The following is a 17,327-nucleotide window of genomic DNA, read 5'->3' as shown; positions in this document are numbered from 1 at the left end:
TTTTGCGCCTAAGATAATAAATAGAAAAAATTAATACACTTCATTAAAGAAATTTAACCCTCTTTTTTCGCTATAAGTGATGTTTTTTTTGCCAAAAAAGCCAACATGGCCACCAAAATTAGGAATTTCAAAATATAAATAAGCGCTATTTTTTGCTTCTAAGTATGGATAGCATTCGGCTCCTAAAAAAGAATCATTTTTTGCATTTATTAATAAAGTTGGAATTTTAATATTAGGTAAAAACTGAAGAGAACTACACTGCTTATAGTAGTCTAACGCATTTTTAAAGCCGTGAGCTTTACTCGTATACGTGTCGTCAAAATCTTTTAAAGTCTTTATGTTTTGAATTTGTTTTAACGAAATTAAGTCAGGAAAAAGAATCTGTTTTTCTATTAATTTCTTTTTAAGGTGTTTTTTAAAACGTTTAGCATATAAAATGTTATTTGCTTTTAAAAACTGCTCTTGAGAATTATTTAAGCTGCAGGGGACTGATATTGTAACTGCAGATTTAATTTGATTAGGAACTTTTTTTGGCTCTTTTCCTAAATATTTTAAAATTAAATTTCCGCCAAGACTAAATCCTTTTAAATAAAGTTCGTCATAGTTTTTATTTTCTAGAATATGGGTAATTACGGCTTTTAAGTCTTCTGTGGCACCAGAGTGGTAGGAACGAAACAAAGAGTTAATCTCACCGCTACAGCCTCGTAAATTTATAGAGCAACAATCATAATTAGAAGCATTAAATAATTTTGCACTTCCTAATACATAAGCTCTTTGCGCATTACCTTCTAGCCCATGAACTATAATGACGAGTTTTTTGGTTTGCATTTTAGAATAACTCCAGTCTAAATCTAAAAAATCGCTATCTGGCAATAGTATTCTTTCTCGTTCTTGAGTTACTCCAGAGACTTTTCTAAATAAGCCAGAATAAATGGTAGAAAAATGACCGTTTTTAAAGGCTAACGGTGGATTATATGTGGAGGTTATAAGAGGCACTATTTTGTAGAATTCTTAGATAGATTAGAGAGAACAGTCATTGCTTTTTCTGCATTTTTAATATCTACAAAAATATGATCGTGATAGTACCCAGCAATTACATTACAACTTATTTCATGTTTTGCAAGTTCCGAAGAAAATAATGCTGTTAAGCCTACAGCTTCTAATGAGGAATGTATAGTTAATGTTAGCCATGCCGCTACATAATCATAGGTAAGTCCTATTGCATCTGCTTTTTGCTGCTCTATCACTATTGTTGTCCCTTCTTTTTCTTTAAACTCACAAATGGTGTCTTCTCTAGATACTAAATTTAGATTTTTAACCGTAGAAAATACATAAGTTCCTTCATGTAGAATTGGAGTCATTCCAATTATTAATTTTCCTAAATTTTTTTCTCCAGACATTATTTAGGGTATATTTCTAAATACTTTGTTTGTTCTTCTATGGCAGATTTAAATTCTGTTTTTAGAGTAGAAACCAAATTAGAAACAGAAGTAGTATTTTCTATGTTAGCAACACCTTGCCCAGCAGACCATATAGTTTTCCATGCTTTAGCCTCGGTATCCATCTCTTTTCCAAAGTCTATTTTTGTGTCTTTTTTTAAATCTTCTTCTGTAATTCCTGCAGCTTGTAAACTTGCACCTAAGAAATTAGCATGTACACCAGAGATAGATGCCGTATAAACAACATCGCTAGCTCCTGCTTCAATAATCATTTTTCTATATTCCTCTGTAGCTTTACTTTCATTGGTATTAATAAAGCGAGTTCCCATATATGCTAAATCCGCCCCCATTTGTAATGCAGAGGCAATATCTCTTCCAGTACTTATGCAACCAGAGAGCAAAATTGTTTTATCAAAAAACTGCTTTATTTCAGAAACTAAAGTCATAGGATTTATAGTGCCTCCATGTCCGCCAGCTCCTGCTGCAACTAAAATTAAACCATCTACACCGGCTCCTGCAGCTTTTTTTGCATGACGTTTTTTAATCACATCATGAAAAACTAGTCCACCATAGCTATGAATAGCATCTACTACTTGCGATACTGCACCTAAAGAAGTAATTACTAACGGCACTTTATATTTAATACAAAGCTTTATATCTTCTTGTAATCTTGGATTTGTTGGGTGCACAATAAGATTAACACCAAAAGGAGCCGCTTTTTTTCCAGTTTCTTTTTCAAAAGCACTTAAAACGGTTTGTATTTCTATAAGCCATTCTTCAAATCCTTCACTAGTACGTTGGTTAAGAGCAGGAAAGGTGCCTACAATGCCATTTTTACAACATTCAATTACTAATTGCGGTCCAGAGATTAAAAACATTGGTGCAGCAACAGCTGGTAAAGAGAGCTCTTTTATAAAAGATGGTTTTGCAGTCATAAGTGTTTACTTTAGAGTTAACTATTAAATTTAAGAATATTTTTATCTTAAAATGTTCCTTGTTCTTCAAAACTATACTATTTTTATGAAGTATTATGCATGCATAACAAAAAAATAACTATGTATTTAAAAGATTTTGAAATTAGATGGAGTGATGTAGACGCTAATAGACATTTAGCAAACTCTGCATATTTAAATTTTATGAGCCATACTAGAATGGCTTTTTTAATGGAATTAGGGTTTAATCATAAAACTATGGAAGAGCAAGGTATTGGTCCTGTGGTTTTTTATGAACATGTGTATTATTTTAAAGAAGTTTTTCCTGGAAAACCAGTGAGAGTGTCTATGGAGGTTATGGGAATGAGTGAAGACGGTAAATTTTTTGAGTTTCACCATAATTTTTATGATTACAAAGGTAGAAACGTTGCACATTGTGAGATGATGGGTGCTTGGGTAAATTTAAAAACTAGAGCATTAACAGGTCTTAATGACGATTTTTTAAATGCATTTAGTAAAGTAGAGAAACCTGAAGGGTTTAGAGTACTTACAAAAGAAGACACTAGAAAATTTGTAAAAATACCTAAAGATTTGGTTTAGGTTTTTTACTTGTTAAGTAAACGCCAAACATTATTAGTAGGGTTGCAACTATTTTTAATGTAGTTATCTGGTCTTTTCCTGCCAAAATAGCAAAAATAATACCTATTAATGGTTGTAAATAAACAAAAGAACTAACTGTAGATGCTTTTAGTTTGGTTAAGGCATAAATGTTAAATAGATAGGTAAGGAATGTAGTGCAGACAATTACAAAAATAATACCCCCTAAAGCATTTACGGGTAAAGAATTCCATTCAATTTCTAAAAATTCTGGCAAAGTAATAGGAGAACAAATAATAGTACCAATAAGAAATAACCACTTCATTACTGTAAATGGGTGGTATTTTTCAATAAGTTTTTTTACTAGAATAAGGTATATACCATAAGTAACTGCATTTACTATAAAAAGTAAGTTTCCTAATGGAATATTAGGAGCATCTTGTCTTACCTCTACACCAAAAAGTATTAAAGTAACCGCGCCAATAAAGCCTATTGCTATACCTATGCCTTTTTGTAAAGTAATTTTTTCTTTAATTAATATTGCAGATAAACCAACTACAAAAATAGGAGATAATGTAATTAATACAGCACTGTTTATTGGTGTAGATAATGCTAATCCTTTAAAAAAAGAAAGCATATTAATACCCATACCTGTTATGGCACATAATAAAAGTCTGCCCCAGTCTTTTTTTTCTATTTTTTCTCTTGGGGCAAAAAAGGAAATAGCCCAAAATAAAATGGTTGCACCTGCTAGCCGTAGCATTATAAATCCAAAAGGTTTTACATATATTGGCATAACTCCCTTAGCAATAGTATGGTTAATACCATAAATTGTAGTTGCACCTATTGCTGCAAGGATTGCAAGTGTTCTAGTACTCAAGAATGTATATTTAGTTTTGCATCTGCAACCGTTTTTTTACTGTTTCCAATAAAGATTTTGTTACCATTAATTAAAACAGGTCTTTTTAAAAAAGTATAATGTTCTAGGATAAGATTTTTATAATCTTCCTCAGATAATCTTTTTTCTTTTAAGTTTCTTTCTTTGTACAACCTTGCTCTTTTACTAAAAAGCGCTTCATAAGAACCTGCTAAGTTTTGCATTTTTTCTATATCATTTTTTGAAATAGAATTAACTTTTATATCCTGCATTTCAAAGTTATTTAGAGGTTGTAATTCATTAATAATTCTTTTACAGGTGTCACAAGTGCTTAAGTAATATAGTTTTTTCATTTTTTTACTGCAAAGTTTACTAAGCAAAGAAACCTAATTAAAGCCTAATTTTCTATTTTTGGTAAAATAAAATGTATAGCCTTTAATTTAAAATAAAAATCTATTGGAAAAATTATTTGATACTACCTTGAAGAATAGAATTATTCTTAAAAGATTTTTAACAGAAACGCCTAGAGAAGAACTATTTATAATTCCTGATGGATTTAATAATAATCTATTTTGGAATATTGCACATGTTGTTGTAACACAACAGTTACTGGTATATGGGAAAAGTGGTAAGGAATTTTTAGTTTCTAATGAGTTGGTAGAGAAATACAAAAAAGGAACTGTACCAACAGAAGAACCTGTAAGTGAAGACGAAATAAAAGAGGTGGAAGCTTTGTTGTTATCATTACCAAAACAAACAGAGGAAGATTATAATAAAGGTATTTTTACTTCCTATGAAAGTTATACAACAACGCCACAGGTAACTTTAGATAGTGCTGAAGATGCTATAGCGTTTAATGTTTTTCATGAGGGTATACACTTAGGGTCAATTTTAGCATTGAGGAGAGCCTTGGCTAAATAGTTTAATTTTTAATTCCCGTAACTAAATATTTATTGGCTTCATTATAAGGAATTGTTATTGTAATGGGGCCATCTGCATAGGATGCTACTTCATATTGGTTATATAAAAGTTGTATCCCTTCTTTTGTAAAACCAATATTTTCTGGCAAATAAAAAGAATCTTCTTCAAACATAAAACCAGTATAGTTTATAGGTGTGTCTTGTGGTATATCTTCTTGAATTCTAAATTTAATTTCAGCAAATTTTTCAAAGTCAAAATTGGTATTAAATAGTTCCCAATTTTCTAATTCAGCGCCATTTTTCTTATTAAAATTTAAAAATCTTTTTACAGAATATCCATGAGCACCGCCAGTAAAAATGTAAGAGTCTAAAGCTATAGTAAGTATATATTTATTTTCATATACCACCTCTCCATTAATAACAGCTTCCCATTTTGTAGATTCTTCTGGGAATTTATCTTTTAATTTCGTGTAACCTTCATTAAAAGATGCAATAGCAGTTTTTATAGAGTTAACATTAGTTGCTTCATCAAAATTTAAAAGGGCAATTATCTCTTCTTGTAAGGCAGTATTTATGTTTTTAGAAATGGTATTTTTTTCTAATGCTTTTGGAATATCAATAGTTACTACTGGACAATTTTCACAAGTTTTATCTTCAATGAATAAAGTTTCAAAAGTTAGTAGTGTTTCATTTTTACAGCTAATAGAAACAAGGAATAAAAGAAGTAGTATATAAATATATTTCATAGAAAGAGATAATTATTTTAACGTCACAAAAATACGGTTTCGTTATAATCTCCAAGGAGAATACTGTAAATTTAAAATAGTATTAACTAATTCTTTTTTATGACTAATAAATCTTTAAAATTTAATAGTAAAACTATACATGGAGGACAAGAGGTAGAAAAGGCATATGGAGCAGTTATGCCGCCAATATATCAAACCTCAACATTTGCACAAATTACTCCAGGGGAGCATAAAGGGTATGCGTATGCTAGGAGTGCTAACCCTACGCGTACGGCATTAGAAAATGCTATGGCAAGTATAGAAAATGGAAAATACGGATTAGCTTTTGGTAGTGGGCTTGCGGCTATAGATGCTATAATGAAATTACTTAGTCCAGGAGATGAAGTTATATCTAATAATGATTTGTATGGAGGAAGTTATAGATTATTTAAACAAGTTTTTGAGAAATATGGAGTTGTTTTTCATTTTGTAGATATGCAAAACGCTGCTTCTATAGAATCTTATATTACTAATAAAACAAAACTTATTTGGTTAGAGACCCCAACGAACCCTATGCTTAACATAATAGATATTAAGGCTATTACAAAAATAGTAGAAAACCACGAAGTATTAGTTGCGGTAGATAATACGTTTGCATCGCCATATTTACAAACACCATTAGATTTGGGTGCAGATATAGTTATGCATTCTGCAACTAAATATTTAGGAGGACATAGTGATACTGTTTTAGGGGGTATCGTGGTTAAAGATAAAGCATTAGCAGATAAGCTCTATTTTATTCAGAATGCAAGTGGAGCAATAAGTGGCCCTATGGATAGCTTTTTAGTGCTTCGTGGAATAAAAACGTTACACGTAAGAATGCAACGCCATTGCGAAAATGGAAGAAAAATTGCTGAATTTCTTAACCAACATTCTAAAGTAGAAAAAGTGTTTTGGCCAGGTTTTGTAAATCATCCTAATCATGAAATTGCTAAACATCAAATGAAAGATTTTGGTGCAATGTTATCTTTTTTGCCTAAGGAAGGGAGTTATGAAAAGACCATTGTTATTATAAAAAAACTATCACTTTTTACATTAGCAGAATCTCTTGGCGGTGTAGAAAGTTTAGTTGGGCATCCTGCAAGTATGTCTCATGGTGGTATGCCTAAAGAAGAGCGTGAAAAAATTGGAATTAAAGATGCATTAATTAGAATTAGTGTGGGTATAGAAGATGCGCAAGATTTAATAGACGATTTAGAGAATGCCTTAAGTTAATTAGTAATACATTGTATAAAATGCATGCTTTTTAAAGAGAACAATTAAAAGGGGAATTTTGAAGTTTTTTAACAATGTAAGATTAAGATTGTTAAATTAAGATTATGATAATTTAACTAAAAAAAATAGCGATATAATTATAGTAATGTTATAATTTCGCCGTTATATTTCTAAATTGTTAAAACATAATATATTAAAATAGCTTTATGGAGGCAAAAATTAAAGGTTTTATGGATGAGGTTAAGGCAAGAAACGGCCATGAACCTGAGTTTATCCAAGCAGTACAAGAGGTAGCAGAAACTGTAATACCATACATTGCTAGTAATGAAATTTACAATGGCAAAAACATTCTATTAAGAATGGTAGAGCCAGAACGTTTAATATCGTTTAGAGTTGCATGGGTAGATGACCAAGGAGATATACATGTAAACAGAGGATATCGTATACAAATGAACTCGGCAATTGGTCCTTATAAAGGAGGTTTGCGTTTTCATCCTACAGTAAATGCAAGTATTCTTAAATTCTTAGCTTTTGAACAAGTATTTAAAAACAGTTTAACTACGCTGCCAATGGGTGGTGGTAAAGGTGGTTCAGATTTTGACCCTAAAGGAAAATCTGATGATGAGGTAATGCGTTTTTGTCATGCTTTTATGTTAGAGTTGAATAGACATATAGGTCCTAATACGGATGTTCCAGCAGGAGATATTGGTGTTGGTGCAAGAGAAATAGGATTCCTTTTTGGAATGTATAAAAAAATAAGAAATGAATTTACGGGAGTATTAACAGGAAAAGGTCTTTCTTGGGGAGGTTCTAAAATACGCCCAGAAGCAACAGGTTATGGTACCGTATATTTTGCACAAAGCATGTTAAAAACAAGAGGGCAAGAGATAAAAGGAAAAACAGTTGTTATTTCTGGTTCTGGTAATGTAGCGCAATTTGCTGCAGAAAAAGTAATTCAGTTAGGGGGTAAAGTGGTTACACTTTCAGATTCTGCTGGTTATATTTATGATAAAGACGGTATAGATTCAGAGAAATTGGCGTTTGTTATGGATTTAAAGAATAACAAGCGTGCTCGTATTTCTGAGTATACTAAAAAATATAGCTCTGCAACATATCATGCTGGAGAAAAACCTTGGGGAATTACATGTGATATTGCATTACCATGTGCAACGCAAAACGAGTTAAATGTAGACCAAGCAAAACAACTTATTGCAAATGGATGTATTTGTGTTGCAGAAGGAGCAAACATGCCTTCTACAGCAGATGCTATACATGCTTTTCATGATGCTAAAATACTTTTTGCTCCAGGAAAGGCTTCTAATGCTGGTGGTGTTGCAACTTCTGGATTAGAAATGTCTCAGAATTCTCTTAGAATTAGTTGGACAAGAGAAGAGGTAGATGAAAGATTAAAAGGTATAATGGAAGAAATTCATAATTCTTGTATTGAGTTTGGTAAAGAAGAAGATGGTTTTTGCAACTACGTAAAAGGAGCAAACATTGCAGGTTTTGTTAAGGTAGCAGATGCTATGTTAGCACAAGGAGTAATTTAAACCTAACTTTTAAATATAAAAATAAGGCTTTCCAGTTTCTGGGAAGCCTTTTTACTTTATTACAATTATCTTTGACAAGATTTAAAAACAAAAATGCAGGTTACTACCAAAGCCATAATTTTATCTTCCTTAAAATATGGAGACACAAGTTTAATTGTCAAAGCTTTTACAGCTTCAGACGGGCTTAAATCGTATTTGTTAAAAGGTGTGTTGGCAAGTAAAAAAGGAAAATTAAAGACCGCATATTTTCAGCCTTTAATGCAATTAGAAATAGTTGCTAATCATAGAAACAAAGGAACTTTAGAAAGTATAAGAGAGGCAAAAGTAAATTACCACTACCAAACACTACACTCCCAAATTGCAAAAAATGCAATGACTCTTTTTTTAGCAGAAATGCTTAGTCATAGTATACATGAAGAAGAGTGTAATGAAGAACTTTTCTCCTATATAGAGGTAATGTTACAGTGGTTAGATAGCAATGATGAAATTGCAAATTTTCATTTATACTTTTTACTACAATTAACTAGATATTTAGGCATATATCCAGATACATCTAATAAACAAGCTTTGTATTTTGATTTGTTAGAAGGTGAGTTTGTAAATAGCCCTTCATTAAACCCAATGATAGAAAATAAAAATTTAGATAATTTTAAAACTCTATTAGGCATAAAATTTGATGTAATACACACCATTAAGCTACATAAAGAAAGTAGGCAAAATTTGTTAAAATCTTTAGTGCTTTATTATGAATTACATTTACAAGGATTTAGAAAACCCAAATCTCTAGCCATATTAAATGAAGTGTTTAATTAGGATGCAAAAAATAATATTTTTTATAGTATTTCTATTTCTACAAATAGTTTCTGCGCAACAAATAACAGTTTTAGATGCAGACACTAATTCTCCTATAGTTAATGTTGCAGTATATAATAACGATAAGTCTAAAGCAACTATTACTAATTTAAATGGGACGTGCCAGTTAGATGATTTTGACTTAAAAGAAAAAATATTTTTTAAACACGTTAGTTATGATGTTTTTAAAAAAACAAAAAGGCAACTATTAAAGCATAGCCATGAGGTTTTTATGGTTATGAAACCAAATGAGTTAGATGAGGTTGTTATGTCTATCTCTAAATGGGAACAACAAAAAAAAGATATTCCTAATAAAATTGCATCTATAGATGCTAAAAGCATTTCTTTTACTGCACCACAAACTTCGGCAGATGTATTGCAAAAAAGTGGTAAAGTATTTGTTCAAAAAAGCCAGTTAGGAGGGGGCAGCCCAATGATAAGAGGTTTTGCAACAAATAGGTTGTTACTCTCTGTAGATGGTGTTCGTATGAATAATGCCATTTTTAGAGGAGGTAACGTTCAAAATGTTATTTCTATAGATCCATATACTATAAAAAACACTGAAATAATTTTTGGTCCAGGTTCTGTAATTTATGGTAGTGATGCTATTGGCGGTGTTATGAATTTTTACACAAAAAAAGCACAGTATTCTAGTACAGATAGTTTAGCTGTTTCTGGAAACAGTAATTATAGGTTTTCTTCTGTAAATATGGAGAATACACTACATGCAGATATTAATTTAGGAAAAAAGAAATGGGCACTTTTAACTAGTGTAACTTATAGTGATTTTAATGATTTGTATATGGGTACTTCTGGCCCAGATTCTTATCTAAGAAATAATTATGTAGAAAGAATTAATGATGAGGATGTGTTGGTACGTAACAATAACCCTAAAAAACAGGTTACAAGCGGTTATAGTCAAATTAATGTGATGCAAAAATTAGCATTTAAACCTAATAATAATTTAAAATTCTTTTTAGGAACCTATTATTCAGAAACATCAGATTACTCTAGGTATGACCGTTTAATAAGGCCAGCAAGTAATGGAGATGGACTTCGTTATGGCAATTGGTATTATGGACCTCAAAAATGGTTTATGGCTAATTTTCAAATACAAAAAAAAGGAAATGGTAAATTTTATGATGGCTTAAAAATAACTACAGCATATCAGCATTTTCAAGAAAGTAGAAATAGTAGAAACTTTGGGGTATTAGATTTAGTTAGTACCAAAGAAAATGTAGATGCTTTATCTGCAAATATAGATTTTGAAAATAAAAAAATTGGAGACTTGCGTTTGTATTATGGAGGAGAATTTATTTTTAACAAAATATATTCCAATGGTACAGAAACAAATATTGAAACCAAAGAAACTAACAGAGCTGCATCTAGATACCCTCATGGTGCAAGTTGGAAAACCGTTGCTGCATATGTTAATGGAGAATACAAGGCTAAGCCTAATTTTACAGTGTTATCTGGGTTACGATATAGTCATGTTTGGATAGATGCAGATTTTGACACTACTTTTTTTCCTTTCCCCTTTACTAATGAAAGACTTAGTACGGGAGCTTTAACTGGTAGTTTAGGGTTAAGTTGGTTTCCAAAGAAAAATTTACAAGTAACTTTTAATGGTTCTACCGGTTTTAGATCTCCTAATATAGATGATGTTGGTAAGGTTTTTGATTCGGAACCAGGTTCTGTAGTAGTGCCTAATCCAGATTTAGAGCCAGAATATGCCTATAATGTGGAGCTGGGTATCCATAAAAATATTAAAGATGTTTTAGTAGTAAAGGGAGCAGCATTTTATACTTATTTAGTAGATGCTTTGGTACGTAGAGATTTTGAATTTAATGGCGCATCAGAGATACATTATAATGGAGAATTAAGTAATGTTCAAGCCGTTCAAAATGCAGCTAAAGCTTATGTTTATGGATTTGAGTTTGGGCTGGATGCTTATATAAGCGAAAATTTTTCAATAAATAGTAACATAACATTTACAGAAGGTATAGAAGAAGAGGAAGATGGTACAGATACACCTGCAAGACATGTTGCTCCAACTTTTGGAGATTTTCATGTTGTATGGAAAAACCAAAAAATTAAGACAGATTTATATTTAAATTTTAACGGAGAAATAGCGTATAATGATTTAGCAAGTTCAGAAAAAAATAAGGATTATATATATGCTACAGACGTAAATGGTAATCCATACGCACCATCTTGGCATACCCTTAATTTTAGTTCTCAATATGCAATATCATCCGCATTAAAGACAACTTTAAGTGTAGAGAATATTACAAACCAGAGGTATAGAACGTATTCATCTGGTATAGTTGCTCCAGGAATAAATCTTATTCTTGGGATAGGATATAAATTTTAAGCATAAAAAAGGGCAAAACAATTAAGTTTTGCCCTTTTTTTAAAAGAATAAGTTTTTAGTGCTTTACTGCATCTTTAACTTTGTCAGCAGCAGCTCCTGCAGCGTCTTTTGCTTTATCAGCAGCATCGTTTGCAGCATCTTTAGTTGCGTCAACAGCATTACCTGCAGCATCTTTAGCAGAATCTACAGCGTTACCTGCAGCATCTTTAGCAGCATCAACTGCATTTCCAGCAGCATCTTTAGCAGAGTCAACCGCATTTCCAGCAGCATCAACAGCGCTATCAGCGGCATCTTTAGTTGCATCAACAGCGTTACCTGCAGCTTCTCCTGCAGCATCAGCAGCATCTCCTGCAGCGTCAGCAGCAGCTTCCGTAGCGTCTTTTGCTTTATCAGCAGCTTCTCTACATGATACAAATGATACACTTAATGCAACCATTAAAATTGATCCTAAAATTACTTTTTTCATCGTGAATGTTTTTAGTGTTTAAATATGTTTTCAACGCAAATATATACGTAATAAATCAATTTTTAGATGTCTTTATGTAAGAAAGAGGGCTTTAACAAGTATATTGGTTGCGTATAAAGGCTTATTATTCAATCTAAATTTATAATTTTGCAGCCTTAATTTAAAGGTAGAGCACTGAGATTATGAAGTTTGCGGGATACAACAATTTAGACTTGCCAAAAGTGGCAGAAGAAATTCTTAAATACTGGAAGGAACAGGATATTTTTGATAAAAGTGTTTCTTCTAGAGAAGGAAAACCAAGTTATGTTTTTTATGAAGGACCTCCTTCGGCAAACGGTATGCCTGGCATACATCATGTAATGGCTCGTACTATTAAGGATATTTTTCCAAGGTATAAAACCATGAAAGGTTTTCAAGTGAAAAGAAAAGCTGGTTGGGATACGCATGGTTTACCTATTGAGTTAGGAGTAGAGAAAGAATTAGGGATTACCAAAGAAGATATTGGAAAAAAAATATCTGTAGAAGAGTATAATGCTGCTTGTAAAAAGGCAGTAATGCGTTATACAGATGTTTGGAATGAAATGACCGAAAAAGTTGGGTACTGGGTAGATATGGAAGATCCATATATTACGTACAAATCCAAATACATGGAGTCGGTTTGGTGGTTATTAAAGCAAATTTATAATAAAGACCTTATTTATAAAGGGTATACTATACAACCATACTCTCCTAAAGCTGGTACTGGTCTTAGTTCACATGAGTTAAATCAGCCAGGAACGTATCAAGATGTAACAGATACTACAGTAACAGCACAATTTAAAGCAATAGAAGATACTTTACCAGAGTTTTTACAAAACGAAGGAGATATATACTTTTTAGCTTGGACAACAACGCCTTGGACGTTACCAAGTAATACAGCTTTAACCGTAGGTTCTAAAATAGACTATGTTTTGGTAGAAACGTATAACCAATATACGTTTAAACCTATGAATGTAATTTTAGCCAAAAACTTGGTTAGTAAACAATTTGCAGGAAAATATAATGCAGTAGAAACAAAACCAGAATTATTAGAATATACATCTGGGGATAAAAAAATACCATACTACATTGTAAAAGAGTTTAAAGGGAAAGACCTTATAGGTATTAAGTACGAACAACTTATAGATTTTGTACAACCTTACCAAAATGCAGAAAATGCCTTTAGAGTAATTTCTGGAGATTTTGTTACTACTGAAGATGGTACAGGTATAGTACATACAGCACCTACTTTTGGTGCAGATGATGCTTTGGTTGCAAAACAAGCAGAGCCAGAAATACCTCCAATGTTGGTTTTAGATGAGAACGGAAACCCAGTTCCACTTGTAGATTTACAAGGTAAGTTTAGACCAGAATTAGGAGAATGGGGCGGTAAGTATGTTAAGAACGAGTATTATGCAGATGGGGAAGCTCCAGAACGTTCTATAGATGTAGAAATAGCAATTCGTTTAAAAGAAGAAAATAAAGCCTTTAAGGTAGAAAAGTATTTGCATAGTTACCCAAATTGCTGGCGTACAGATAAACCTATTTTATATTACCCTTTAGATTCTTGGTTTATTAAAGTGACGGATGTTAAGGATAAAATGTTTCAATTAAATCAGTCTATTAATTGGAAACCTAAATCTACAGGAGAAGGTAGGTTTGGTAACTGGTTAGCAAATGCTAATGATTGGAATCTTTCTAGATCTAGATATTGGGGAATACCACTTCCTATTTGGAGAACAGAGGATGGTAAAGAAGAGATTATTATTGGTTCTTTAGCAGAATTAAAAGAAGAAATGGCTAAAGCATTACAAGCGGGTGTTTTAGAGAAAGACATTTTTGAAGATTTTGTTGTGGGAGACATGAGTGAAGAAAACTATGAGAAAATAGATTTACATAAAAATATTGTAGATCAAATTACCTTAGTTTCCCCATCAGGAAAACCAATGAAAAGAGAAAGCGATCTTATTGATGTTTGGTTTGATAGTGGTTCTATGCCTTATGCACAATGGCATTATCCTTTTGAAAATAAGGATTTAATTGATAAAGGAGAAACATTCCCGGCAGATTTTATAGCTGAAGGAGTAGACCAAACCAGAGGTTGGTTTTACACCCTACATGCAATTGCATCTATGGTTTTTGATTCCGTAGCCTATAAAAATGTAGTATCTAATGGTTTAGTACTAGATAAAGACGGTAAAAAAATGTCTAAGCGTTTAGGCAATGCAGTAGATCCATTCACTACTATGGACGCGCATGGACCAGATGCAACGCGTTGGTATATGATATCTAATGCAAACCCTTGGGATAACTTAAAGTTTGATATTGAGGGGATAGCAGAAGTAAAAAGAAAGTTTTTTGGAACCTTATATAACACCTATTCTTTCTTTGCATTATACGCTAATCTAGACGATTTTAAATTTGCCGAGGATGAAATTCCATTAAAAGAAAGACCAGAAATAGATCGTTGGATTTTATCAGAATTACACTCCTTAATAAAAAAGGTAGATGAAGCGTATGCAGAATATGAACCAACAAAAGCAACAAGAGCTATTTCAGATTATGTACAGGAATATTTAAGTAACTGGTATGTAAGATTATGTAGAAGACGTTTTTGGAAAGGCGAATATGAGCAAGATAAAATATCTGCGTATCAAACTCTTTATACATGCTTAGTAACTATTGCAAAATTATCTGCGCCTGTAGCTCCATTTTTTATGGATAGGCTTTATAAAGATTTAACAAATACTACGCAAAAAGATGCTGCTGAAAGTGTACATTTAGCAGATTTTCCAAAATACGATGGTGCTATTATTGATGTAGATTTGGAGAGTAAAATGGAAAAAGCGCAAACTATTTCTTCTTTGGTTTTATCTATAAGACAAAAAGAGAAAATAAAAGTAAGGCAGCCATTACAAAAGATAATAGTTCCGGTTTTAGATGAAAAACAGAAGCAGGAGATAGAAGCTGTTGCAGACTTAATAAAGTCTGAGGTTAATGTAAAGGAAATAGAATTATTAGATGATGCCTCTGGCATTTTGGTAAAGCAGATTAAACCTAATTTTAAGGTTTTAGGGCCTAAATATGGTAAAGAAATGAAGCAAATTGCGCAAGCTGTAGCAGGTCTTAATCAAGAAGATATCCAGAAAATTGAGCAGGATGGCGAATTATCTATAAACATAGAAAATAAAAGTATTAATTTACAGTTACAGGATGTAGAGATTTCTTCTCAAGATATTGAAGGTTGGTTAGTGGCAACATCAGGTAAACTTACTGTTGCTTTAGATGTTACTATTAATGAGGAGTTAAAAAAAGAAGGAATTGCTAGAGAATTAGTAAACCGTATTCAAAATATTAGAAAAGAATCTGGTTTTGAAGTTACAGACAAAATTGATATTAAAATATTAAAAGACGGTATTGTAGAAGAAGCAGTTGCTGGAAATATAGATTATATTAAGACAGAAACATTAACTGCAGATTTACATTTTGAAGAAAAATTAGAAAGTGGCACGGAAGTAACTTTTGACCAAGTGAACACAAAATTGTTTATTGCAAAACATTAATATTATGGCAGAAGAATTAAAAGTAAGGTATTCAGATAAAGACCTGGCAGAGTTTAAAACTCTTATAGAAGAAAAAATAGAGAAAGCAAAAAGCCATTTAGAATTACTTAAAAGTTCTTATATGAACGATGGTAATAATGGTACAGATGATACTTCGCCAACCTTTAAAGCTTTCGAAGAAGGTTCGCAAACTATGAGTAAAGAGGCTAATACGCAATTAGCTATTCGTCAAGAAAAATTTATTCGTGATTTAAAAAATGCTGTTCTTCGTATAGAAAATAAGACGTATGGTATTTGTAGAGTTACAGGTAAGCTTATAAACAAAGAGCGTCTTAAATTAGTACCACATGCAACACTTAGTATTGAAGCTAAGAATATGCAAAAATAATAGTAAACGCCCTTTTAGGGCGTTCTTTATAACTAAGCATGAAAAAGTTTATTTTCCCCCTTTTGCTTTTTTGTTCCTTTATTGGTATAAGTCAGAAAGTAGTAAAGAAATCCATTTTAAATAGTGCTATTTCTACTATAGAAATAGATGCTACTAATTGTTATAAAATAGAGGTCGTAACAACAGATGGTAACGAAGTAATTTTAGAAGCTCTGATTGATGGAGAGTATCAAAAAGATTTACTTTTGAATGTTAGTGAAAGAGACGCTTCTATTGGTATAAAAACAGAATTTCAACCTGTTTTTGTTAGTCCAAATGATAAGTTAAGTGCTCACAAAGTGGTCTCCATAGCTTTAAAAATTATGCTTCCTAAAGATAAAGATGTTTTGTTGTTAGGGACAAATAGCAATATAGTAGCCTCTGGTACTTATAAAAGCTTAAGAGTGTCTTTAGAAGACGGTATATGTAACTTATCTACTATAACAGGAGATGTTTTTGTTACAACTAAAAGTGGAGACATAATAGTTAAAAATGAACAAGGTAAATTTATTACCTATAGTAAATACGGAAAAATTAAAAAAGAGGATTTCCCAGAGGGAGAAACCCTTTTTAATTTGACAACTATTACAGGAAATATCTTGTTAAATAAAGTAAAATAATATGTCTATTTTTGCCGTCTATAAATAAGATTATGAATTTAAAAAAGTCATTATTACTAATTTTCATTTTACTTTTAATAGACCAGATTAGTAAAATTTATATAAAGACAAATTTTGTTTTAGGAGAGTCTGTTGAGGTTTTTAGTTGGTTTAAAGTACTTTTTATAGAAAATGAAGGGGCAGCTTGGGGAGCTAAACTAAGTGATATTCTACCAGTTTCGGATGCTACAGGGAAACTTATTTTAACTGTCTTTAGGCTTTTTGCAATTACGGGCATTGGGTATTGGTTATATGACGTAATAAGAAAAGGAGCTTCTAATACACTAATAATTGCCGTTTCTTGTATTTTTTCTGGCGCTTTAGGAAATATTTTAGACTCCTTGTTTTACGGAGTAATTTTTAATGATAGCTACAATCAAGTAGCAACTTTGTTCTCTAATGAACCATATGGAGGCTTTTTTTACGGAAAAGTGGTAGATATGCTTTATTTTCCAATGGTAGATACTACTTTGCCAGAATGGATTCCTTATTTTGGAGGTGATAATTTTCGTTTTTTTGAGCCTGTTTTTAATATTGCAGATACCGCAATTAGTACAGGAGTAGGTATTTTATTAGTTTTTAATAAAAAAGCTTTTGGAGAAAACGCAGAAGAAAATAAAACCACAGAAGAGTAGTTTTTCTGAAACTACTCG

Annotated in this window: 17 protein-coding genes; 10 read left to right on the top strand and 7 right to left on the bottom strand. The window is 31.8% G+C overall.

Features of this window, described 5'->3' with window-relative positions:
* Window positions 1–30: 30 nt before the first annotated feature.
* The 3 genes from Q0820_RS12530 to Q0820_RS12520 are packed head-to-tail and all read right to left on the bottom strand — an operon-like array spanning window position 31 to window position 2,374.
* Window positions 31–996, bottom strand: coding sequence for an alpha/beta fold hydrolase (locus tag Q0820_RS12530; protein WP_298487986.1), 966 nt, complete (start codon window positions 994–996; stop codon window positions 31–33).
* Entirely contained in the window at window positions 996–1,400 is a 405-nt protein-coding gene (locus Q0820_RS12525) for an ACT domain-containing protein (RefSeq protein ID WP_298487985.1), read from the bottom strand. The genes Q0820_RS12530 and Q0820_RS12525 overlap by 1 nt, the downstream gene beginning before the upstream one ends.
* A complete protein-coding gene (locus tag Q0820_RS12520; RefSeq protein WP_298487984.1) occupies window positions 1,400–2,374 on the bottom strand; it encodes a nitronate monooxygenase in 975 nt (324 codons plus the stop codon). Before Q0820_RS12520 ends, Q0820_RS12525 begins: the two co-directional genes overlap by 1 nt.
* A 120-nt stretch (window positions 2,375–2,494) precedes the next feature.
* Between Q0820_RS12520 and Q0820_RS12515 the strand changes: the two genes are divergently transcribed.
* Window positions 2,495–2,971, top strand: a complete 477-nt coding sequence (locus tag Q0820_RS12515) for a thioesterase family protein (RefSeq protein WP_298488090.1) — start codon at window positions 2,495–2,497, stop codon at window positions 2,969–2,971.
* Here the strand turns inward: Q0820_RS12515 and Q0820_RS12510 are convergent.
* A complete protein-coding gene (locus tag Q0820_RS12510; RefSeq protein ID WP_298487983.1) occupies window positions 2,955–3,848 on the bottom strand; it encodes a DMT family transporter in 894 nt (297 codons plus the stop codon). The genes Q0820_RS12515 and Q0820_RS12510 overlap by 17 nt on opposite strands.
* Window positions 3,845–4,198 carry an ArsC/Spx/MgsR family protein gene (locus Q0820_RS12505; protein WP_298487982.1) on the bottom strand — a complete coding sequence of 118 codons (354 nt, stop codon included), beginning with the start codon at window positions 4,196–4,198 and terminating at the stop codon, window positions 3,845–3,847. Before Q0820_RS12505 ends, Q0820_RS12510 begins: the two co-directional genes overlap by 4 nt.
* Before the next feature lie 103 nt (window positions 4,199–4,301).
* Between Q0820_RS12505 and Q0820_RS12500 the strand changes: the two genes are divergently transcribed.
* Entirely contained in the window at window positions 4,302–4,766 is a 465-nt protein-coding gene (locus Q0820_RS12500; protein WP_298487981.1) for a DinB family protein, read from the top strand.
* A 1-nt stretch (window position 4,767) separates the two neighbouring features.
* On the opposite strand, the gene Q0820_RS12495 is transcribed toward Q0820_RS12500, so the two are convergent.
* Window positions 4,768–5,511, bottom strand: a complete 744-nt coding sequence (locus Q0820_RS12495) for a DUF3298 and DUF4163 domain-containing protein (RefSeq protein WP_298487980.1) — start codon at window positions 5,509–5,511, stop codon at window positions 4,768–4,770.
* Window positions 5,512–5,610: 99 nt separating this feature from the next.
* On the opposite strand from Q0820_RS12495, the gene Q0820_RS12490 reads away from it, so the two are divergent.
* From Q0820_RS12490 to Q0820_RS12475, 4 genes are all read left to right on the top strand, one after another.
* Window positions 5,611–6,765, top strand: a complete 1,155-nt coding sequence (locus tag Q0820_RS12490; RefSeq protein WP_298487979.1) for a PLP-dependent aspartate aminotransferase family protein — start codon at window positions 5,611–5,613, stop codon at window positions 6,763–6,765.
* 206 nt (window positions 6,766–6,971) lie between these two features.
* Window positions 6,972–8,315, top strand: coding sequence for an NADP-specific glutamate dehydrogenase (gdhA, locus tag Q0820_RS12485; RefSeq protein ID WP_298487978.1), 1,344 nt, complete (start codon window positions 6,972–6,974; stop codon window positions 8,313–8,315).
* Window positions 8,316–8,408: 93 nt separating this feature from the next.
* The gene (gene recO / locus Q0820_RS12480) at window positions 8,409–9,128 is read left to right on the top strand and encodes a DNA repair protein RecO (RefSeq protein WP_298487977.1); all 720 of its coding nucleotides are present in this window, start codon (window positions 8,409–8,411) and stop codon (window positions 9,126–9,128) included.
* Between the two features lies 1 nt (window position 9,129).
* Window positions 9,130–11,541: a TonB-dependent receptor gene (locus tag Q0820_RS12475; protein WP_298487976.1), complete on the top strand. Its 2,412-nt coding sequence runs from the start codon at window positions 9,130–9,132 to the stop codon at window positions 11,539–11,541.
* 55 nt (window positions 11,542–11,596) lie between these two features.
* On the opposite strand, the gene Q0820_RS12470 is transcribed toward Q0820_RS12475, so the two are convergent.
* A complete protein-coding gene (locus tag Q0820_RS12470; protein WP_298487975.1) occupies window positions 11,597–12,007 on the bottom strand; it encodes a hypothetical protein in 411 nt (136 codons plus the stop codon).
* A 182-nt stretch (window positions 12,008–12,189) separates the two neighbouring features.
* On the opposite strand from Q0820_RS12470, the gene ileS reads away from it, so the two are divergent.
* Genes ileS through Q0820_RS12450 form a run of 4 tightly spaced genes read left to right on the top strand, consistent with a single transcriptional unit; the run spans window position 12,190 to window position 17,309 of the window.
* Window positions 12,190–15,588, top strand: a complete 3,399-nt coding sequence (gene ileS / locus Q0820_RS12465; protein ID WP_298487974.1) for an isoleucine--tRNA ligase — start codon at window positions 12,190–12,192, stop codon at window positions 15,586–15,588.
* A 4-nt stretch (window positions 15,589–15,592) separates the two neighbouring features.
* Window positions 15,593–15,976, top strand: a complete 384-nt coding sequence (locus tag Q0820_RS12460; protein WP_298487973.1) for a TraR/DksA C4-type zinc finger protein — start codon at window positions 15,593–15,595, stop codon at window positions 15,974–15,976.
* Between the two features lie 38 nt (window positions 15,977–16,014).
* Window positions 16,015–16,635, top strand: coding sequence for a hypothetical protein (locus Q0820_RS12455; RefSeq protein WP_298487972.1), 621 nt, complete (start codon window positions 16,015–16,017; stop codon window positions 16,633–16,635).
* Between the two features lie 32 nt (window positions 16,636–16,667).
* Window positions 16,668–17,309, top strand: coding sequence for a lipoprotein signal peptidase (locus Q0820_RS12450; RefSeq protein ID WP_298487971.1), 642 nt, complete (start codon window positions 16,668–16,670; stop codon window positions 17,307–17,309).
* Window positions 17,310–17,327 lie beyond the last annotated feature (18 nt).

The organism is uncultured Maribacter sp. (assembly GCF_947495965.1).
Lineage (GTDB): Bacteria > Bacteroidota > Bacteroidia > Flavobacteriales > Flavobacteriaceae > Maribacter_B.
This window is presented reverse-complemented; position numbering and strand designations above follow the sequence as displayed.